Genomic DNA, 17,813 nt, shown 5'->3' with positions numbered 1-17,813 from the left:
ATCATGATGAGTTTCCACGGATGAACCACAAACTTTTTGGACGATTCGCCCCGGGGAACGGCTTCGGGGCCAGAAGTGCGCGATCAAGTACGTGTGAGTCGTCCACGCCCGGGGTACCGGGACCCGTGGTCGGATCGGTGCGCCTGCGCGGCCCGCCGCCCGGATTCCGACCCGAGCAGGTCATCGCGGTGCCGCGCGGAGGGAGGGTGCTGATGTCGAACGTACGCAGACTGCCTGGACCCATCGTCGATCTGTGGGAGTGGCAGCGGCTTGGCGCCTGCCGGGGCCGAGACAGCGCCCAGTTCTTCCACCCGGATGGTGAGCGGGGTTCGTCCCGCAACCGCCGCGAGGCCAACGCGAAGGCGGTCTGCGGTGCCTGCCCGGTACGTGCCGAATGCGCCGCCCACGCCCTCGCCGTACGCGAGCCGTACGGGGTGTGGGGCGGCTTCAGCGAGTCCGAGCGGCTCCGGCTGCTCGCCGTCGGCTGGGAGGACCTGGCCGACCGCCGACAGAGCCGGGTGGACATCGCCCGGCTGGAGGCCCGACTCGGCCGGCCGTTCCGGTCGACGGTGCCGGCGCAGCGCTCCGCCTGACCCGGCCGGTACTCAGGTCACCGTGACCGTGATGGTGTGCCAGCCGGTGGCGCCGTCGGGGTCGACCGGACGCGATTCGCCGGTCTGTACCGCCCCGGTGGCGTCGGTCGCACGTACTCGGAGGGTGTGCTCGCCGGGGGTGGCGAGCCAGCGCCAGGACCACTGCGTCCAGGTGTCGGTGGAGACCGTCGCGGCCAGCGTCGCCGGCTGCCAGTCGCCGTCGTCGACGCGTACCTCCACCTGTCTGATCCCGACGTGCTGTGCCCAGGCCACCCCGGCGACGGTGACCGGGCCGGTCGACAACGTCCGGCCCCGGCGTGGGGTGTCGATCCGCGACTGGGTCTTGATCGGCCCCTGCGCCGACCAGCCCCGGGGCACCCAGTACGCGTCGAAGTCGGCGAAACTGGTCAACTCCAGTTCCACCAGCCACTTGCAGGCCGAGACGTAGCCGTACAGGCCGGGCACCACCACCCGGACCGGGAAGCCGTGCTCGATCGGCAGCGGTTCGCCGTTCATCCCGACGGCCAGCATCGCGTCCCGGCCGTCGGTGAGCAGCCCGGTCGGGCTGCCGCAGGTCCAGCCATCGGCCGAGCGCCCCACCACCTGGTCCGCCCCGGGCAGCGGTCCGGCCTCGGCGAGCAGCGGCCCGAGCGGCACGCCGAGCCAGCGGGCGTTGCCGATCAGGTCGCCACCGACCTCGTTGGAGACGCAGGCCAGGGTGATGTGCCGTTCGATCATCGGCCGGGCGAGCAGGTCGGCGTAGCGCAGCGTGATCGGGTTGCGGACCCGGCCGTGGATCCGCAACCGCCACTGCGCCGGGTCCACCCGGGGCACCACCAGTGCGGTGTCGATCCGGTAGAAGTCCCGGTTCGGCGTCACGTACGACGAGAGCCCCGGCACCCGCAGGTCGGCGTCCGCCGGTACCGGCACCGCCGGGCTGGTCGGCGCCGGCAGCTCGATCGCCGCGCGGGCGGCCGAGACACCCCGCCGGGTCGACAGCCAGCGCCCGCCGAAGCCGCCCACCGCCGCCGCGCCGACGGCGAGCCCGACACCGGTCAGGAACCGCCGCCGGGCGTACTCGTCCGGGTACGCCGACACGGACGGCGGCAGCGGAGTCCCCTCCGTTCCGCCCGCCGGGCCGGCCGGTGGCCCCGGATCAGCACGGCCGCCCAGGGCAGGCGGGGCCGCCGCGCCCGGCCCTGTCCGGTCCGCTGCCGGCGTGGCGGCGGTCAGGGTCCGGCCGGGCGGGCCGGCGGCGGTCAGGGTCCGGCCGGGCGGGCCGGCGGCGGTCAGGGCCCGGCCGGGCGGGCCGGCGACGAAGAGCCGGAGCACGCCGGCCGCCAGTACGGCGCCGAGCAGCGACGGCAGTGCGGCGACCGGGCCGGCACCGGGGCGGGTCAGCGCCGCCAGTACGCCGACCGCGCCGAAGAGGGCGATCCCGGCGTACCCGAGGGGCAGCGAGCGGACCGCGACCAGCCCGACCAGGGCGGCGAACCCGGCCAGCAGTACGGCGGTGCCGACCAGGAGAGCGATCTTGTCGTAGACGTAGAAGACGTCGACGGCGAACTGTTTGAGCGGTGCGGGCGCCAGGTCCACCAGTACGCCGCCGACCGCGACCAGCGGTGCCGAGCGCGCGCCGGTGAGCACCGCCACGACCTCGGCCGCACCGAGCGCGACGGCCGCGGCCGCCAACCCGGCCAGCGCACCGAACCGGCGCGGCAGGTGGCCAGGACCGACCCCGACCATCGCCGCCCCGGCACCGCCCGGATCCGGGAACATCCTCATCCGACCAGTGTCGCGGGCCGTACCCGGGTGCGGGAAGGGTGGGTCAGGGGATTCGCCGGTGGTGTGACCGGCGGGTCCGGTACCCCAGAAACGAAGATCCGCGTGAGCGGGGGCCGGACGCGGAAGACCTCTCCACGCCGGACCGCTCACGCGGATCCCGGTGTCACGACCGGGTGGTACGGATCAGCGCGATCCGGGCCCGGAGCCGGTTCAGAAGCCCGGACCGTGCTGGTGGCCGTGCCCGTGACCGTGGCCGTGCCCGCCGGCGGCGGCCGGCTCGGCCTTCTCCGGCTTCTCCACGACCAGGCTCTCGGTGGTCAGCAGCAGCCCGGCGATCGACGCCGCGTTGGTGACCGCGTTGCGGGTCACCTTCACCGGGTCGATGATGCCGGCCTTGGCCAGGTCCTTGTACTCGCCTGCGGCGGCGTCGAGGCCGTTGCCCCAACCCTGCTCGGCGACCTTCTGCACCACCACGTAGCCGTCGTGGCCGGCGTTCTGGGCGATCCACCGCAGCGGCTCGACCAGCGCCTTGCGGACGATCGAGACGCCCACCTTCTCGTCACCGGTCAGGCCGAGGTCGCCGTCGAGTGCCGAGACGATCTGCACCAGTGCGGCGCCGCCGCCCGGCACGGTGCCCTCCTCGACCGCAGCCTTGGTCGCGGCGATGGCGTCCTCGATGCGGTGCTTGCGCTCCTTCATCTCGACCTCGGTCGCCGCCCCAGCCTTGATCACCGCGATGCCGCCGGAGAGCTTGGCCAGCCGCTCCTGGAGCTTCTCGCGGTCCCAGTCGGAGTCGGACGCCTCGATCTCCTTGCGGATCTGCGTGATCCGCTCGGCGACGTCGTTGTCCCGGCCCCGGCCGTCGATCACGGTGGTGTTCTCCTTGTCGACCACCACCCGACGGGCGGTGCCGAGCACCTCCAGGCCGACCGAGTCGAGCTTGTAGCCCAGCTCGGGGGCGACCACCTCGCCACCGGTGAGGATCGCCATGTCCTGGAGCATCGCCTTGCGCCGGTCACCGAAGCCGGGCGCCTTCACGGCGCAGACCTTGACGGTCTTGCGGATCGCGTTGACGACCAGGGTGGAGAGCGCCTGCCCCTCCACGTCCTCGGCGATGATCAGCAGCGGCTTCGCGGTCTGGAGAACCTTCTCCAGCAGCGGCAGCAGCTCCTCGATCGAGGAGATCTTCTGGGTGGTGATCAGGATGTACGGCTCGTCGAGCACCGCCTCCTGCGACTCGGTGTCGGTGACGAAGTTCGGCGAGATGAAGCCCTTGTCGAACTGGAGGCCCTCGGTGACCTCCAGCTCGGTGGCCAGGGTCGAGCCCTCCTCGACGGTGATCACACCGTCCCGGCCGACCTTCTCCATCGCCTCGGCGATCAGGTCGCCGATGGTGGCGTCCTGGGCCGAGATCGTCGCCACGTTGGCGACCGACTCCCGGCTGGCCACCTCGACGGCCTTCTCCAGCAGGGCCGCGGAGACCTTCTCGGCCGCCGCGTCGATGCCCCGCTTGAGCGCGGCCGGTCCGGCCCCGGCCGCCACGTTGCGCAGGCCCTCCCGGACCATGGCCTGGGCCAGCACGGTGGCGGTGGTGGTCCCGTCGCCAGCGATGTCGTTGGTCTTGGTCGCCACCTCCTTGACCAGCTGCGCGCCGAGGTTCTCGTACGGGTTGGTGAGCTCGATCTCCTTGGCGATGGTCACGCCGTCGTTGGTGATCGTCGGGGCACCGAACTTCTTGTCCAGGACGACGTTGCGCCCGCGCGGGCCGAGAGTGACCTTGACCGTGTCCGCGAGCGTGTTGACACCGTGCTCCAGCAGGTGCCGGGCGTCATCCGAGAAGCTCAGAATCTTCGCCATTGTGTTAACAGGGTCCCTTCACGAGCGCTGCCCCGGCCCGGCAGGGCCGGTCCGGGGCAGCGTCACTGGATCAGTCAGATCACTTCTCGATGACGGCGAGGACGTCGCGGGCGGAGAGCACCAGGTACTCCTCGCCGGCGTACTTGACCTCGGTGCCGCCGTACTTCGAGTAGAGGACCGTGTCGCCGACCTTCACGTCGACCGGGATCCGGTCGCCGTCGTCGTCGAAACGGCCGGGGCCGACAGCGAGGACGGTGCCCTCCTGCGGCTTCTCCTTTGCGGTGTCGGGAATCACGATGCCCGACGCCGTGGTCGTCTCAGCCTCGTTCGCCTGGACCAGGATCCGGTCCTCGAGCGGCTTGATCGCAACCTTGGTCGCGGTAGTCACGGGCATACCCTCCTGGGGTACTGGTTTCTGTGCCGGCCGGCGAGCCGACCAGCGTCAATCTGCCACATGCCACCGGGCGGGTCCGTCGTCGCGGGTGCCGGTCCGCCTGGCGTTCAGCCCCCGGACAGCGGCCCGGAAGCTGGCACCCTCGGTTTGAGAGTGCTAACGGCAGGTTATGCCGACGGCTAGCACTCCGTCAAGGAGAGTGCCAACCCGACACGCCGCCGGAGGCCCGGCCGGCACAATGCTCCGGTGGACTCCGAGCAGCTCGCCGCGCTGCGTACCCCGGACGGGGGAACCGCGCTGGCCACCGCCGCCGAACTGGCCGACGGCGACCCGCTGGCCGCGGCGGCCGCGCTGCGCCGCGCCGGGGTGCCCGCCGGGCTGGCCGCCGCCGCGCTGACCCAAACCGAGCTGCGGCGCCGGGCGGCCGCCAAGTTCGGCCCGGATGCGGCCCGGATGTTCTTCACCCGGGCCGGGTTGGAGCAGGCCACCCGGGCCGGGGTCGCGGCCCGCCGGGCAGCCCGGCTGCGCACCGCCGGGGTGCGCACCCTTGTCGACCTCGGCTGCGGCCTCGGCGCCGACGCGCTCGCCGCCGCCCGGGCCGGCATCCGGGTGTACGGCGTGGAGGCCGATCCGGTCACCGCGGCGATGGCCGCCGCCAACGCCGAGGCGGCCGGGGTGGCCGACCGGTTCACCGTGACCGTCGGTGACGCGACCCGGTTCGACCTCACCGCGCTCGACGACCCGGTCGACGCGGTCTTCTGCGACCCGGCCCGGCGCAGCACCGGCACCGGCCGGCGGATCTTCGACCCGGCGGCCTACTCCCCGCCCTGGGACTTCCTGCTCGGTTTGACCGACCGGGTCCCCCGGACGGTCTTCAAGGTCGCGCCCGGGATCGCGCACCGGCTGCTGCCGACGGGTGCCGAGGGCGAGTGGGTCAGCGTCGACGGCGACCTGGTCGAGGCGACGGTCTGGTCCGGTCCGCTCGCCACCGCGCCGCGCCGGGCCACCCTGCTGGCCGGGGCGGCGGTGCACGAGCTGACCGGCGACGGGACCCGCCGGGCCCCGGTCGGACCGGTCCGGCGCTACCTCTACGACCCGGACCCGGCGGTGGTCCGCGCGCACCTGGTCGCCGAGTTCGCCGGTACGGTCGACGGCACCCTCGCCGACCCCGAGATCGCGTACGTCTACGCCGACGCCGCCCGGCCCACCCCGTACGCCCGGTGCCTGGAGGTGCGCGAGTCGCTGCCGTTCTCGCTGAAGCGGCTACGGGCCCGGCTGCGGGACCTCGACGTCGGGCGGGCGGAGATCCTGAAGCGGGGTTCGGCGCTGGACCCGGAGCGGCTCCGCCGCGACCTGCGGCTGGCCGGCGGCGAGCCGATCAGTCTGGTGCTGACCCGGATCGCCGGCGCCCCGACGGTGCTGCTCTGCCGTCCGGTGCCGGCTCCGGAGCCTCGACGGGCCGTCGAGGGCTGCGACTCGAACTCGCCCCGGCGGACCTGATCCGGCTCACCCGCGCCACCACCGCGCCGGTCGCCGCGCCCCGATCCCGGCCGGCCGGGACCAGGGCGGTCGGCACGGGTGGTCCGGAGAGGATCATTTCCGGCGTATCGCCGCTGTCCGATCCCGGGATGTCCCGCACGTTGCTGAATTGTTATCCGGAACAACAAACTCGTGACCTCGGTGACCTTGCCCTGAAGAGTCTTCGCGCAATACGTTGCCGGACACAACAAAAGTAATGCGGGCGGTCGCCACAGCCCATCAGAGACTCCGGCGGAGCGCGACCCGGCGGAGCCGCTGGCGAGGCAGCCCAACGGGGGGAGGCCACCGGGCAACACCGCGACCCGCTCGGCGCACCACCGCTGGAACCGAGACACCACACCCACCCCGAAAGGACCCGTGCAATGCGCAGAGGGATCCTCACCATCGCTGCCGTGGGCCTGCTGACCACGGGCGGCCTCGCCGCCTGCGGTGACGAGTCCGGCGGCGACGGTGGCGCCGACGCAAAGCCGAAGATCGGCGTCATCCTTCCGGACAGCGCCTCGTCGGTCCGCTGGGAGACCGCGGACCGCAAGTACCTGGAGGAGGCGTTCAAGGCCGCCGGCGTCGACTACATCATCCAGAACGCCCAGGGCGACAAGGCGCAGTTCCAGACCTTCGCCGACCAGATGATCACCCAGGGCGTCAACGTCCTGATGATCGTCAACCTGGACTCCGGCACCGGCAAGGCGGTGCTGGACAAGGCCAAGAGCCAGGGCGTACTCACCATCGACTACGACCGGCTGACCCTCGGCGGCTCGGCCGAGTACTACGTCAGCTTCGACAACGAGGCCGTCGGCAAGCTCCAGGGCGAGGGCCTGGTCAAGTGCCTGACCGACAAGGGTGTCAAGAAGCCGGTCATCGCCGAGCTGAACGGCTCGGAGACCGACAACAACGCCACCCTGTTCAAGAACGGCTACGACAGCGTGCTCCAGCCCAAGTACGACGCCGGCGAGTACGTCAAGGGCCCGGACCAGTGGGTGCCCGCCTGGGACAACACCCAGGCCGGCACCATCTTCGAGCAGATGATGACGCAGCAGAACGGCAAGATCGACGGCGTACTGGCCGCGAACGACGGGCTGGGCAACGCGGTCATCTCCGTCCTGAAGCGGAACAAGCTCAACGGCAAGGTCCCGGTGACCGGCCAGGACGCCACCGTGCAGGGCCTGCAGAACATCCTCGCCGGTGACCAGTGCATGACCGTCTACAAGGCGGTCAAGCAGGAGGCCGACGCCGCCGCCGAACTGGCGATCGCGCTGGCCAAGGGCGAGAAGAAGTCCGCGCCCACCACGGTGCGGGACCCGGAGGGCAACCGGGACGTCCCGGCGGTACTGCTGGAGCCGAAGGCCATCTACAAGGACAACGTCAAGGACGTCGTCGCCGACGGCTACGTCACCAAGGAAGAGCTCTGCAAGGACGCCTTCGCCGCCGCCTGCGCCGAGGCCGGCGTGAGCTGACCGAGACCACGGTATCGGGCTCGACCGGCCCGCCGAGGACGCCGCCCGGTACGGAACCATCCGTACCGGGCGGCGTCCTCGCCGCCCGACAGAACTGGACCGGACCCGTGATCGGAAACCCCGCGATCGGCACCCGCCACCGGACACCCGTGTAAAGGAGACCAACCAGTGTCCGCGACACCCCTGCTGGAGCTGCGCGGGATCGACAAGAGTTTCGGTCCCGTCCAGGTCCTCCGCAACGTCGACCTGTCGGTCAACCCCGGCGAGGTGACCGCGCTCGTCGGCGACAACGGCGCCGGCAAGTCCACCCTCGTCAAATGCGTCGCCGGGATCCACTCGGCCGACGGCGGCGAGATTTTCTTCGAGGGCCGACCGGTGCAGATCCACAACCCCCGGGACGCCGCCACGCTCGGCATCGAGGTCGTCTACCAGGACCTCGCGCTCTGCGACAACCTCGACATCGTGCAGAACATGTTCCTCGGCCGGGAGAAGCGCAGCGGCCTCGTCCTGGACGAGCCCACGATGGAGCAGATGGCCGCCGAGACCCTGGCCGGGCTCTCCGTCCGGACAGTGAAATCGCTGCGGCAGCACGTCTCCAGCCTCTCCGGCGGGCAGCGGCAGACCGTGGCGATCGCCAAGGCGGTGCTCTGGAACAGCCGGATCGTCATCCTCGACGAGCCGACCGCCGCGCTGGGCGTGGCGCAGACCGCCCAGGTGCTCGAACTGGTCCGCCGGCTGGCCGACAACGGTCTCGCCGTCGTACTCATCTCGCACAACATGAACGACGTCTTCGCCGTCTCCGACCAGATCGCCATGCTCTACCTCGGTCAGATGGTGGCGCAGTTGCGGACCAGCGACGTCACGCACGCCCAGGTCGTCGAACTGATCACCGCCGGGCGCAGCGGCGGCCTCGGGCTGACCGGCGAGAACGGCAACGGCAGGCTCGACACCCCAGCCAGCACCGAGACGACGAGGGCAGGAGTCGACAAATGAGCGCCGCCCCTCCCACCACCCTTGTGTCACCGGTCGAGGCACCGGCCGCTCCGGTGCCCACGGTCGGCAGCCACTTCCGGGACTACCTGGCCCGGGTCCGCGGCGGCGATATGGGCGCGCTGCCGGCCGTACTCGGCGTGATCGTGCTCTGCGCCGTCTTCACCGCACTGCGCCCGAACTTCATGACCGAGGGGAACTTCGCCAACCTCTTCACCCAGGGCGCGGCGGTGACGCTGATCGCGATGGGGCTGGTCTTCGTCCTGCTGCTCGGCGAGATCGACCTCTCCGCCGGCTTCGCCAGCGGGGTCTGCGCCGCGGTACTCGCCCAGCTCGTCACCCTGCAGGGTTTTCCCTGGTACGTCGCGGTCGCCGCCGCGCTCGTCACCGGCGTGGTGATCGGGCTGGTACTCGGCTTCCTGGTGGCCAAGGTCGGCATCCCGTCCTTCGTGGTCACCCTCGCCGCGTTCCTCGCCTTCCAGGGCATCGTGCTGCTGCTGATCAAGGGCGGCACCAACGTCTCGGTCCGGGACGGTGTGCTGGTGGCGATCGCCAACCGGAACATGCCGCCGTGGCTCGGCTGGGCGCTGGCCCTGCTCGGCGTCGCCGGCTACGCCGTCGTGCAACTGCTGCGGCACCGCAACCGCAGCGCGCGCGGGCTGGTCACCGAGCCGCTCGCCGTGGTGCTGATCCGGATCGGCTCACTGGCGGCGATCGCCGGCGTCGCCGTGTACCTGCTGAACCTGGAGCGCAGCCACAACGCGCTCGTCTCGCTCAAGGGCGTACCGATCGTGGTGCCGATCATCGTCATCCTGCTGGTCGTGCTGACCTTCGTACTGCAACGCACCGCGTACGGCCGGCACGTCTACGCGGTCGGCGGCAACCGGGAGGCGGCGCGGCGGGCCGGCATCAACGTGGACCGGATCCGCATTTCGGTCTTCGTGATCTGCTCCGCGATGGCGGCGGTCGGCGGCATCGTGGCGGCCAGCCGGGCCACCTCGGTCGACGCCAACACCGGGGGCAGTAAGGTCCTGCTCTACGCGGTCGGCGCGGCGGTGATCGGCGGCACCAGCCTCTTCGGTGGCAAGGGCCGGATCGTCGACGCGGTACTCGGCGGCGCCGTGATCGCGGTCATCGACAACGGGATGGGGCTGCTCGGCCGCAGTTCCGGCTTCACCTTCGTGGTGACCGGACTGGTGCTGCTGCTCGCGGCCAGTGTGGACGCGCTCTCCCGACGTCGGGCCGGAGCGACTGGTAACTGATAAGGGGCACGATGCGCGCGGGGCCGAGCCAGGAGGAGATTCGCCGGCAGAATCTCGGCGCGCTGCTGCGGTACGTGCACATCCACGGCGCCACCTCCCGGGCGGAGCTGACCACCTCGCTCGGGTTGAACCGGAGCACCATCGGCGCACTCACCGCCGAACTGGCCGCCGCCGGGCTGATCACCGAACGGGCGCCCCGGGAGACCGGGCGGGCCGGACGGCCGTCCCTGGTCGTCCGGCCCGAGTCGGGGCGGGTCTTCGCGTACGCGTACAGCATCGAGGTGGACCGGCTGCGGGCCGCCCGGATCGGGCTCGGCGGGGTGGTGCTGGACCGCAGGCAGGCCGAGCGGCCCGCCGGGCTGCCTGCGGTGGAGAGCGTGCCGCTGCTGGCCGGCTTCGTCAAGGAGATGCACCAGGGGGTACCGGACGGCTCGGTCTACGTCGGCAGCGGGGTGGTGGTCTGCGGCCGGTTGCGCCGTCCGGACGACGCGCTGCGGGGCCGGCCGGAGAGCGCCGGCTGGGTCGGCGGTGACGAACTGGACAACCGACTGGCCGAGGCGCTCGGTGCACTGCTGCCGCAGGAGCGCCCGGTGCTGGTCAGCAACGCCGCCGACGCCAGTGCGGTCGCCGAGCACGCCCGGGGCGCAGCCCGAGGCTTCGACGACGTCATCTACCTGCACCGGGATGTCGGCGTCGACGCCGGGATCATCGTCGGCGGGCGCCGGCTGACCGGGCAGGGCGGCTATGCCGGGGAGGTCGGCCACATGGTGGTCAACCCCGGGGGCAGCCGGTGCGACTGCGGGTCGTACGGCTGCTGGGAGACTGAGATCGGCGAGTACGCCCTGCTGCTCGCGGCCGGCCGGGGCGACACCGCGGGCCGGGAGGCGGCCCTGCGGGTGGTCGACGCGGCCGCCCGGGGTGACGCGAGCGCCCAGGCGGCGGTCCGGCAGGTCGGCGACTGGCTCGGGTTCGGGGTGGCGAACCTGGTCAACATCTTCAACCCCGGGGTGGTCATCTTCGGCGGCACCCTCCGGGACGTCTACCTCGCGGCGGCGGCCCGGGTACGCAGCCGGCTCAACTCCCTGGCCCTGTCCAGCGCGCGCGAGCAGGTGCGGCTGCGTACCCCGCAGCTCGGCGAGGACGCGGCGCTGGTCGGCGCCGCCGAACTGGCCTTCGAGCACCTGCTCGCCGACCCGCTCGAGGTGTGAGGAAGGGGCCCCGCATCTCGCTTTCTGTTGTCGCGGGGGCCCTTCCTCACTCCTCCGGGCGGAATAGGCTGTCCGGCGTGGATGGGCAACTGCGCGCCTCCGACTCCGATCGGCAACGAGTGGTCGCCGACCTGCAACGGCACACCGAGCAGGGCCGGTTGAGCCTGGATGAGTTTTCCGAGCGGGTCGGCGCGGTCTACACCGCGCGTACCCTCGGGGAACTGGCCGTCGTCACCCGGGACCTGCCGGCGGCGCCGGCCACCCCCGAGCCGGCCGAGGGCGGCGGCACCGGCAGCCGGCGGGAGCTGCTGATCGTCTTCACCGTCGCCGTCACCACCCTGCTGCTGCTGGTGGCCTTCATGGCGGTCACCCGCTGAGCGACTCTCCCCGGCCGGGCTTTCCCGCCGGCCACCCCCACCACGGGCACCTCCGGCGGATCATTGCTCGGACGCGGCGCGGGTCAGGACCGGGAGTCACCGTGCCAGGAACGCCAGAGTGCGGCGTACGAGCCGCCGGCGGCGACCAGCTCGGCGTGCGAGCCCAGCTCGGTGATCCGGCCATCCTCCACCACCGCCACCCGGTCCGCGTCGTACGCGGAGTGCAGCCGATGGGCGATCGCGATCACCGTACGGCCGCGCAGCACGGCGGCGAGCGAGCGCTCCAGGTGCCGGGCCGCCCGGGGATCGAGCAGCGAGGTCGCCTCGTCGAGTACCAGGGTGTGCGGGTCGGCGAGGACCAACCGGGCGAGGGCGAGCTGCTGGGCTTGTGCCGGGGAAAGCGGATGGCCGCCTGAGCCGACCTCGGTGTCCAGCCCGGCGGGAAGCTGCTCCGCCCAGTCCAGCGCGTCGACGGCGTCGAGCGCCGCGCGTACCCGCTCGTCGGTCGCATCCGGCCGGACCAGGGTGACGTTGTCGCGCAACGTACCGAGGAAGACGTGGTGTTCCTGGGTGACCAGCGCGACCTCGGCGCGCAGGTCGGTCAGCGGCAGGTCGGCGAGCGGGACGCCGCCCACGGTGACCGAGCCGCTCCCCGGCCGGTGGATCCCGGCGAGTAGCCGGCCGAGGGTCGACTTACCCGCCCCGGAGGGGCCCACCATGGCCAGCCGCTCGCCCGGGACCGGGGCGAGGCTGACGCCGTGCAGCACGTCCCGCCCCGGCTGATAGGCGTACCGCACGTCGTCCGCGACCAGCCGCCGGTCCGCCGGTCCGTCCTGCCGCCGGTCCGCCACGGTCCCCTCGTCGGCCGGGTCGGCTCCCGGACCCTCGGCGGCTCCTGGACGCTCGACGGCTCGTGGCCCCTCGGCGGCTCCCGGACGCTCGCCCTCGCCGGGACGCCCGGCCACCCCGAGCAGCCGGGCCAGTGACGCGCCGCCGACTTGTACCTCGTCCAGCCAGGAAAGCAGCCGGTCGACCGGGTCCATCAACTGCTGCGCGTAGAGGGTGGCGGCGGTGACCTCGCCGAGCGTCACCCAGCCCTCGATGTAGAACCAGCCCCCGCAGAGCAGGGTCGCCACGACCGGCAGCAGGTAGCCGGTCTCGGCCAGTGGAAAGAACACGGTACGCAGGTAGAGGGTGTACCGCTCGGCCGCGTACGACCGGCTGATGTCGGCGTCGGTGCGGGCCCGCCGCCGGGCCTGCTGCCGGAGCGCCTCGGTGGTCCGCGCACCCTCCACCGTCTCGCTGATCCCGTCGGTGATGTCGGAGTATGCGGCGTTCTCCGCGAGGTAGCCGGGCGTGCCCCGGCGCAGGTACCAGCGGGTGGCCGGCACCAGCACCGGCACCGCGACCAGGGCGGGCAGGATCAGCAGCGGATCGGTCAGCAGCACCGCGCCGATCACCGCGAAGACCGTCACGACCGCGACCAGCGACTCCGGCACGGCGAACCGGACCGACCGGGAAAGCGCGGCGACGTCCCGGCTGCTCCGGGTCAGCAGGTCACCGGTACCGGCTCGCTCCACCGTGGCCAGTGGGATGGCCAGGATCCGGTCGACGAACTCCTCCCGCAGGTCGGCGAGGACCCGCTCACCGAGCCGGGCCGAGGCGAAGTAGGCGAACCGGACCAGTACCGCCTGCGCCACCACGAACCCGGCGATCGTCAGCGCCACCCGGTCCACCGTCACCGTGCTGGTGCCCTCGGAGATCGCCTCGACCAGGTTGCCGAGGAGTCGCGGCGCGGCCAGCCCGGTGATCGCGGCCAGCACGTGCAGCCCGATCGCGCCGGCCAGTGCGCGGGGATGCCGGCGGACCAGGCTGCGGGCGTACCGTCGCACCTGCGCCGCGTCGGCGACCGGCAGCGCGTTGCGCTCGCTCATCTCACTCCCCCTCGGCCCGGCTGACCAGCGCGGCATAACGCGGCTCGATGTCCAGCAGCTCGCGGTGCCCGCCCTCGGCCACCGCCTTGCCGTCGGAGACGAGGACCACGTGGTCGGCCCGGTCCAACACCAGAGGGCTGGTGGTGCAGACCAGGGTGGTCCGGCCGCGCCGGGCCGGGCCGAGCCGGTCGGCCGTGCGCGCCTCGGTGTGCGCGTCCACCGCGCTGGTCGGCTCGACCAGGATCAGGACCTCCGGGTCGGCGACCAGGGCGCGGGCCAGCCGCAACCGCTGCTGCTGGCCGCCGGAGAACTCCCGGCCCCGCTCGGCGACCCGGCCGGCGAGCCCGCCCGGCAGCGCCGCCACGATGTCGGTGGCGCCGGCCGCGTCCAATGCCGCCGCGATGGTCGCGTCGTCGGCCCCGCCCGGCGGTTCCAGCTCCGCGCGGAGCGGCCCGGAGAAGAGCCGCGCGTCGTTGTCGACGAGCAGGATCCGGCGCCGGACCGTGTCCAGCGCCAGCTTCCGCAGGGGTACGCCGTGCAGCGTCGCCTCGCTGTCGACGTACCGGCCGAGCCGGTCGGCGATGGCGACCGCGTCCTCCGGCGCGGTGGCGGCGAGCGCGGTCACCCGGCCGGGCCGGACCGTCACCCCGGACTCGACGTCGACGAGTTCACCAGGTCGGTCGGGAAGTTCGACGGGGTGCTCGGGATCGGTGATCTCCGGCCGCAGGTCGAGCATCGACACGACCCGACGGGCCGAGACGTGCCCCCGGGTGATCCGGTCGATCACCTCGGTCAGCATCCGCAGCGGGCCGATCAGGAAGACGGTGTAGCCGTAGAAGGAGACGAGCTGCCCGACGCTGATCTCGCCACGGAGGGCGAACCGGGCACCGAGCCAGGTCACCAGCACCAGGAAGATGCCGGGCATCAGGACCTGGGTCGCCTCCAACAGCGCCTCGACCCGGGCGACCCGTACGCCGCCCTGGCGCAACGCCTGCGACTCGGCCCGGTAGCGCGCCGAGAAGACCGGCTCACCGCCCACGCCGCGCAGCACCCGCAGCCCGGCGACGATGTCGCTGGCCCTGGTGGTCAGGGTCGCCTGCTGGTCCCGGTACGCCTCCTGACGCCGGTGCAGCGGCCGGATCAGCACCGCGACGACCGCCATCAGCACCGGTACCCCGAGCACCACCACCAGGCCGAGCGGGACCGAGGTGGCGAGCAGGATCGCGGTGATGGTGAGCACCGCGAAGAGCGAGCCGGTGCCCCGGGACAGGATGTCGAGCGCCCCGCCGATCTGGTTGATGTCGGCGGTGCCGATGCTGACCACCTCACCGGTGGCGAGCCTCCGGGGCAGGGTCGCGCCGAGCCGGTTGACGTGGTCGACGGTGATCTGGACGGTGCGGTACGCCCCGGCCAGCCAGTTGTAGGTGGCGTACCGGTGCCGGACGATCCCGACGACCGACTGCACGATGCCGAGGGAGAGCAGCGCCAGCCCCCAGCGCAGCAGCGCGTCGCCGTCCCGGGCGATGAGACCGGCGTCGATCGCCCTGCCCAGGACGGCCGGGATCAGCGCCTGGCCGACGAAAGAGACCACAGCCAGCGTCATGCCCCCGGCGATCGTCGGCCAGATGCGCGCGGCGAGCCAGAGGAGGAATCTGGTCGCCGAGCGTTGATCGGCCCGGCCGGGATCGGGGACGGGTAGCGGGCGCACCGCAGAACGGTATGGAACCGATCGCCACGATCGCCACGGGTTTTCCGCAGGTCACCCCGATGGGGAGCCGCTGGGCGCGGTGAGTTCGGTCTCCGCGTACGCCCGGATGCCCGCGACGTCCCACCGCAGCACGCTGTCACCCACGCAGAGGGAGACGGTACGGCTGTCCGGGCTGAAGGCGAGGTCCGCCGCCTTCTCGCCCAGCCGCACACTCCAGGCCACCGAGCCGATCTGCCGGCGGGCGGTCACGTCCCACAGTCGAACGGTCCAGTCGCTGCCGCTGGTGGCCAACGTGCCGTCCGGCGCGAAGGCGACCTGCACGACGTTGGCGTGGTGCCCATCGAGCACGGCGACCTGTTGGCGGGTGCTGACGTTCCACAGTCGTACCGTGCCGTCCACTCCGCCGGTCGCCAGGGTCCGGCCGTCCGGGCTGAACGCCATCGCCACCCCCGGATCGGCGGCCGGCACCATGTCGGACGGGAACGCACTGGCCCGGCTCAGCTTCAGCCGTTTCCGGGTGGCCACGTCCCAGAACAGAATGTTTCCCGCACCGCCGTCGGTGACCAGTAGGCGCCCGTCCGGGCTGAACGCCACGTTCCGGATCGCCGCCGGATTGTCGGTGTGCACCTGGCCGAGCTGACGCCAGCCGGAAACACTCCAGAGCCGCACGTACTCGTGCGGTCCGGCGCAGGCCACCAACCGGTCGTTCTTCGGGCTGAATGCCAGGCAGGACGCCCACCACTTGTCGCTGATCCGGCGGATCCGCCGCCCGCTCGCCACATCCCAGACCTGGACGTAGCCGAAGACGCCCGAGTCGTACGTCGCCAGCATCCGACCGTCCGGACTGAACGCCGCCGTCTCGAAGTCCTCCCGGTGGACCGGCTGCCCCGCGCCGGGCGCCCGGCGGGTCTCCTTGCCCACCGTCAGCTGCTTCCCCACCGGTTGCAGGTCGGGGAAGGTGAAGAACCTGATGGTGTACGTGTCGATCGCAGCGAGGCGCTTGCCGTCCGGGCTCAGCACCAGGGTGTGCGCCTGGGTACCCGCCGGCAGCCTCAGCACCGTCGCCTGCGGTGGCGCCACCGGCGTCGGCGTGGGCGTCGGCGGCCCAGCGCTCGTCGTCGGGGTGCCGGGCCCACCGGCCGTCCCCCGATTCGACGGCACGATGTTCCAGACCGCGTAGCCGACCAGCGCGAGCACCACGACCACACCGATCGCGAGGCTGAGCCACCGTTGCCACCCGACCCCCGGTCGCGCCGTCCAGGCAGGCGGCGGCAGGCCCGGCGGCGCACCGGTGCCCCGGGATGTCACTCCGGCCGGCGGAGCCACGGCCACGGCTTCCAGCGGCAGCGCCGCGACCGGCTCCAGCGGCAGCGCGGCGATGGGCTCCGGCCGGGCAGGCATCGGCGCGGGTGCGGGTTCCGCCGGTGCCTCCGGCACGGACACGTGCTCCGCCCCAGCTCCCGGAGCGAGTTCGTCCCCCCGAGCGGGCCCGCCTCCCGGACCGGCCGCTGCCCTCGGAGCGGACAGGGCCCTCGGACCGGACTCGGCCTCCGGAGCCGGCAGGACCTTGGTAGCGGACAGGGCCTTCGGAGCGGGAGCCGGCCCCGCAGGTGATTCGACCCGCGCCGTGAGCGGTGCGTGCACGCTGCCACTGGCCACCACCAGCTCCGGCTGGTCCACCAGCACCGGCGGAATCCCGAGCCGCCGATGCACCAGCGTGCCGACCAGCGGCATCCGGCTCGCCCCGCCGACCAGGAAGAGTCCGGCCAGCGAGGCTGCGGGCACACCCGCACTGGCCAGCACCTCGGCCGCCACCGACACCGTCCGCTCCAGAATCGGCTCGGCGAGCCGGTCGAGCTGCTCCCGCCCGAGCACGGCCTCGTCGTCGACGATCGGCACGTGCAACAGTGCGGTAGGGGCCCGGGAGAGCAGTTCCTTACCTACCCGTACGTCGTCCCAGAAACCGCGCGAGGCGCGCCGGTCGGCGGCACTGGTCGGCTGGAGCAGCCGTGACCAGGCCGCCTCGTCCCGGAGCCGGTAGACCTCGCCGAGGGCGGCCACCAGGGCCGCGTCGATGTCCAGCCCGCCGACGTCGCTCAACCCGCCGGTCGCGAGCACCTCGAAACCGTCGGAGCTGCGCCGGACCACGGTGGCGTCGAAGGTGCCGGCGCCCAGGTCGTACACCATGGCGGTGGAGCCGACCGGTAGCTCGCGGCCGGCGACGGTGAGGAAGTAGCTGGCCGCCGCGACAGGCTCGGTGACCAGGGCGGGCTCGGCGAAGACTGTCGACGCGGCGGCGAGCAGGGTCTGCCGGCGGACCGGTCCCCAGGAGACCGGATGGGTCAGCACCGCCCGGCGGACCCGTTCCCCCGCGACCTGGTCCGCCTCGACCGCGACCCGACGCAGTACGGCAGCGATCATCTCGGCTACCGGTACGGCCCGTTCGCCGAGCAGCACCGTGCCGTGGTCGACGCACCGCTTTGGCGCCGGCTCGAACCGCTCCGGCTGGGTACGCGCCGAGTGCAACGCGTCCCGGCCGGTCAGCAGGCGGCCGTCGGCATCCGCGAAGACGGCCGACGGCAACAGCGGCGAGCCGTCGAACAACAGCGAGCGGCTCTGCGCTCCGGGACCGGCGAGAACGGCAGCGGTGCTCGACGTGCCGAAATCAACGCCGACCCGTACTTTGTCGACCACCACGCCGACACTCTATGC

At 72.5% G+C, this 17,813-nt stretch carries 13 protein-coding genes; 7 read left to right on the top strand and 6 right to left on the bottom strand.

Going from position 1 to position 17,813, the window contains the following annotated elements:
- Positions 1-212 precede the first annotated feature (212 nt).
- The gene (locus tag ABNF97_RS15860; RefSeq protein WP_130462036.1) at positions 213-593 is read left to right on the top strand and encodes a WhiB family transcriptional regulator; all 381 of its coding nucleotides are present in this window, start codon (positions 213-215) and stop codon (positions 591-593) included.
- 12 nt (positions 594-605) lie between these two features.
- On the opposite strand, the gene ABNF97_RS15855 is transcribed toward ABNF97_RS15860, so the two are convergent.
- The 3 genes from ABNF97_RS15855 to groES form a co-directional block, all read right to left on the bottom strand.
- Entirely contained in the window at positions 606-2,339 is a 1,734-nt protein-coding gene (locus ABNF97_RS15855; RefSeq protein ID WP_349339007.1) for a molybdopterin-dependent oxidoreductase, read from the bottom strand.
- 249 nt (positions 2,340-2,588) lie between these two features.
- Positions 2,589-4,235, bottom strand: coding sequence for a chaperonin GroEL (groL, locus tag ABNF97_RS15850; protein WP_130462035.1), 1,647 nt, complete (start codon positions 4,233-4,235; stop codon positions 2,589-2,591).
- Positions 4,236-4,314: 79 nt separating this feature from the next.
- Entirely contained in the window at positions 4,315-4,623 is a 309-nt protein-coding gene (groES, locus tag ABNF97_RS15845; protein WP_502930490.1) for a co-chaperone GroES, read from the bottom strand.
- Positions 4,624-4,875: 252 nt separating this feature from the next.
- On the opposite strand from groES, the gene ABNF97_RS15840 reads away from it, so the two are divergent.
- The 6 genes from ABNF97_RS15840 to ABNF97_RS15815 all read left to right on the top strand — a co-directional run bounded on the left by ABNF97_RS15840 (position 4,876) and on the right by ABNF97_RS15815 (position 11,459).
- Positions 4,876-6,129, top strand: a complete 1,254-nt coding sequence (locus ABNF97_RS15840) for a THUMP-like domain-containing protein (RefSeq protein ID WP_349338977.1) — start codon at positions 4,876-4,878, stop codon at positions 6,127-6,129.
- 401 nt (positions 6,130-6,530) lie between these two features.
- Complete coding sequence (locus ABNF97_RS15835; protein ID WP_130462033.1) at positions 6,531-7,622, top strand: substrate-binding domain-containing protein; 1,092 nt, start codon at positions 6,531-6,533, stop codon at positions 7,620-7,622.
- A gap of 168 nt (positions 7,623-7,790) precedes the next feature.
- The gene (locus ABNF97_RS15830) at positions 7,791-8,615 is read left to right on the top strand and encodes an ATP-binding cassette domain-containing protein (protein WP_130462032.1); all 825 of its coding nucleotides are present in this window, start codon (positions 7,791-7,793) and stop codon (positions 8,613-8,615) included.
- Complete coding sequence (locus tag ABNF97_RS15825) at positions 8,612-9,874, top strand: sugar ABC transporter permease (RefSeq protein WP_349338976.1); 1,263 nt, start codon at positions 8,612-8,614, stop codon at positions 9,872-9,874. Before ABNF97_RS15830 ends, ABNF97_RS15825 begins: the two co-directional genes overlap by 4 nt.
- An 11-nt stretch (positions 9,875-9,885) precedes the next feature.
- A complete protein-coding gene (locus ABNF97_RS15820) occupies positions 9,886-11,082 on the top strand; it encodes an ROK family transcriptional regulator (protein WP_349338975.1) in 1,197 nt (398 codons plus the stop codon).
- Between the two features lie 77 nt (positions 11,083-11,159).
- Positions 11,160-11,459, top strand: coding sequence for a DUF1707 domain-containing protein (locus tag ABNF97_RS15815; protein ID WP_130462029.1), 300 nt, complete (start codon positions 11,160-11,162; stop codon positions 11,457-11,459).
- 83 nt (positions 11,460-11,542) lie between these two features.
- On the opposite strand, the gene ABNF97_RS15810 is transcribed toward ABNF97_RS15815, so the two are convergent.
- From ABNF97_RS15810 to ABNF97_RS15800, 3 genes are read right to left on the bottom strand one after another with little or no spacing between them, the layout of a single operon-like run.
- On the bottom strand, positions 11,543-13,393 hold the full coding sequence (locus tag ABNF97_RS15810) for an ABC transporter ATP-binding protein (protein ID WP_349338974.1): 1,851 nt from the start codon (positions 13,391-13,393) through the stop codon (positions 11,543-11,545).
- Position 13,394: 1 nt separating this feature from the next.
- Positions 13,395-15,101 carry an ABC transporter ATP-binding protein gene (locus tag ABNF97_RS15805; RefSeq protein WP_349338973.1) on the bottom strand — a complete coding sequence of 569 codons (1,707 nt, stop codon included), beginning with the start codon at positions 15,099-15,101 and terminating at the stop codon, positions 13,395-13,397.
- A gap of 51 nt (positions 15,102-15,152) precedes the next feature.
- The gene (locus tag ABNF97_RS15800) at positions 15,153-17,798 is read right to left on the bottom strand and encodes an Hsp70 family protein (RefSeq protein ID WP_349338972.1); all 2,646 of its coding nucleotides are present in this window, start codon (positions 17,796-17,798) and stop codon (positions 15,153-15,155) included.
- Positions 17,799-17,813 lie beyond the last annotated feature (15 nt).

This window comes from Plantactinospora sp. B6F1, assembly GCF_040120695.1.
GTDB lineage: Bacteria > Actinomycetota > Actinomycetes > Mycobacteriales > Micromonosporaceae > Plantactinospora.
The sequence above is the reverse complement of the archived record's forward strand: the minus strand, read 5'-3'. Positions and strand labels throughout refer to the sequence as shown.

Excerpts from the sequence above, each read along its gene's own strand:
- ABNF97_RS15810 (WP_349338974.1), bottom strand. The coding sequence starts at position 13,393 with ATGAGCGAGCGCAACGCGCTGCCGGTCGCCGACGCGGCGCAGGTGCGA.
- ABNF97_RS15820 (WP_349338975.1), top strand. The coding sequence starts at position 9,886 with ATGCGCGCGGGGCCGAGCCAGGAGGAGATTCGCCGGCAGAATCTCGGC.
- ABNF97_RS15835 (WP_130462033.1), top strand. The coding sequence starts at position 6,531 with ATGCGCAGAGGGATCCTCACCATCGCTGCCGTGGGCCTGCTGACCACG.
- ABNF97_RS15860 (WP_130462036.1), top strand. The coding sequence starts at position 213 with ATGTCGAACGTACGCAGACTGCCTGGACCCATCGTCGATCTGTGGGAG.
- ABNF97_RS15855 (WP_349339007.1), bottom strand. The coding sequence starts at position 2,339 with ATGGTCGGGGTCGGTCCTGGCCACCTGCCGCGCCGGTTCGGTGCGCTG.
- groL (WP_130462035.1), bottom strand. The coding sequence starts at position 4,235 with ATGGCGAAGATTCTGAGCTTCTCGGATGACGCCCGGCACCTGCTGGAG.
- ABNF97_RS15825 (WP_349338976.1), top strand. The coding sequence starts at position 8,612 with ATGAGCGCCGCCCCTCCCACCACCCTTGTGTCACCGGTCGAGGCACCG.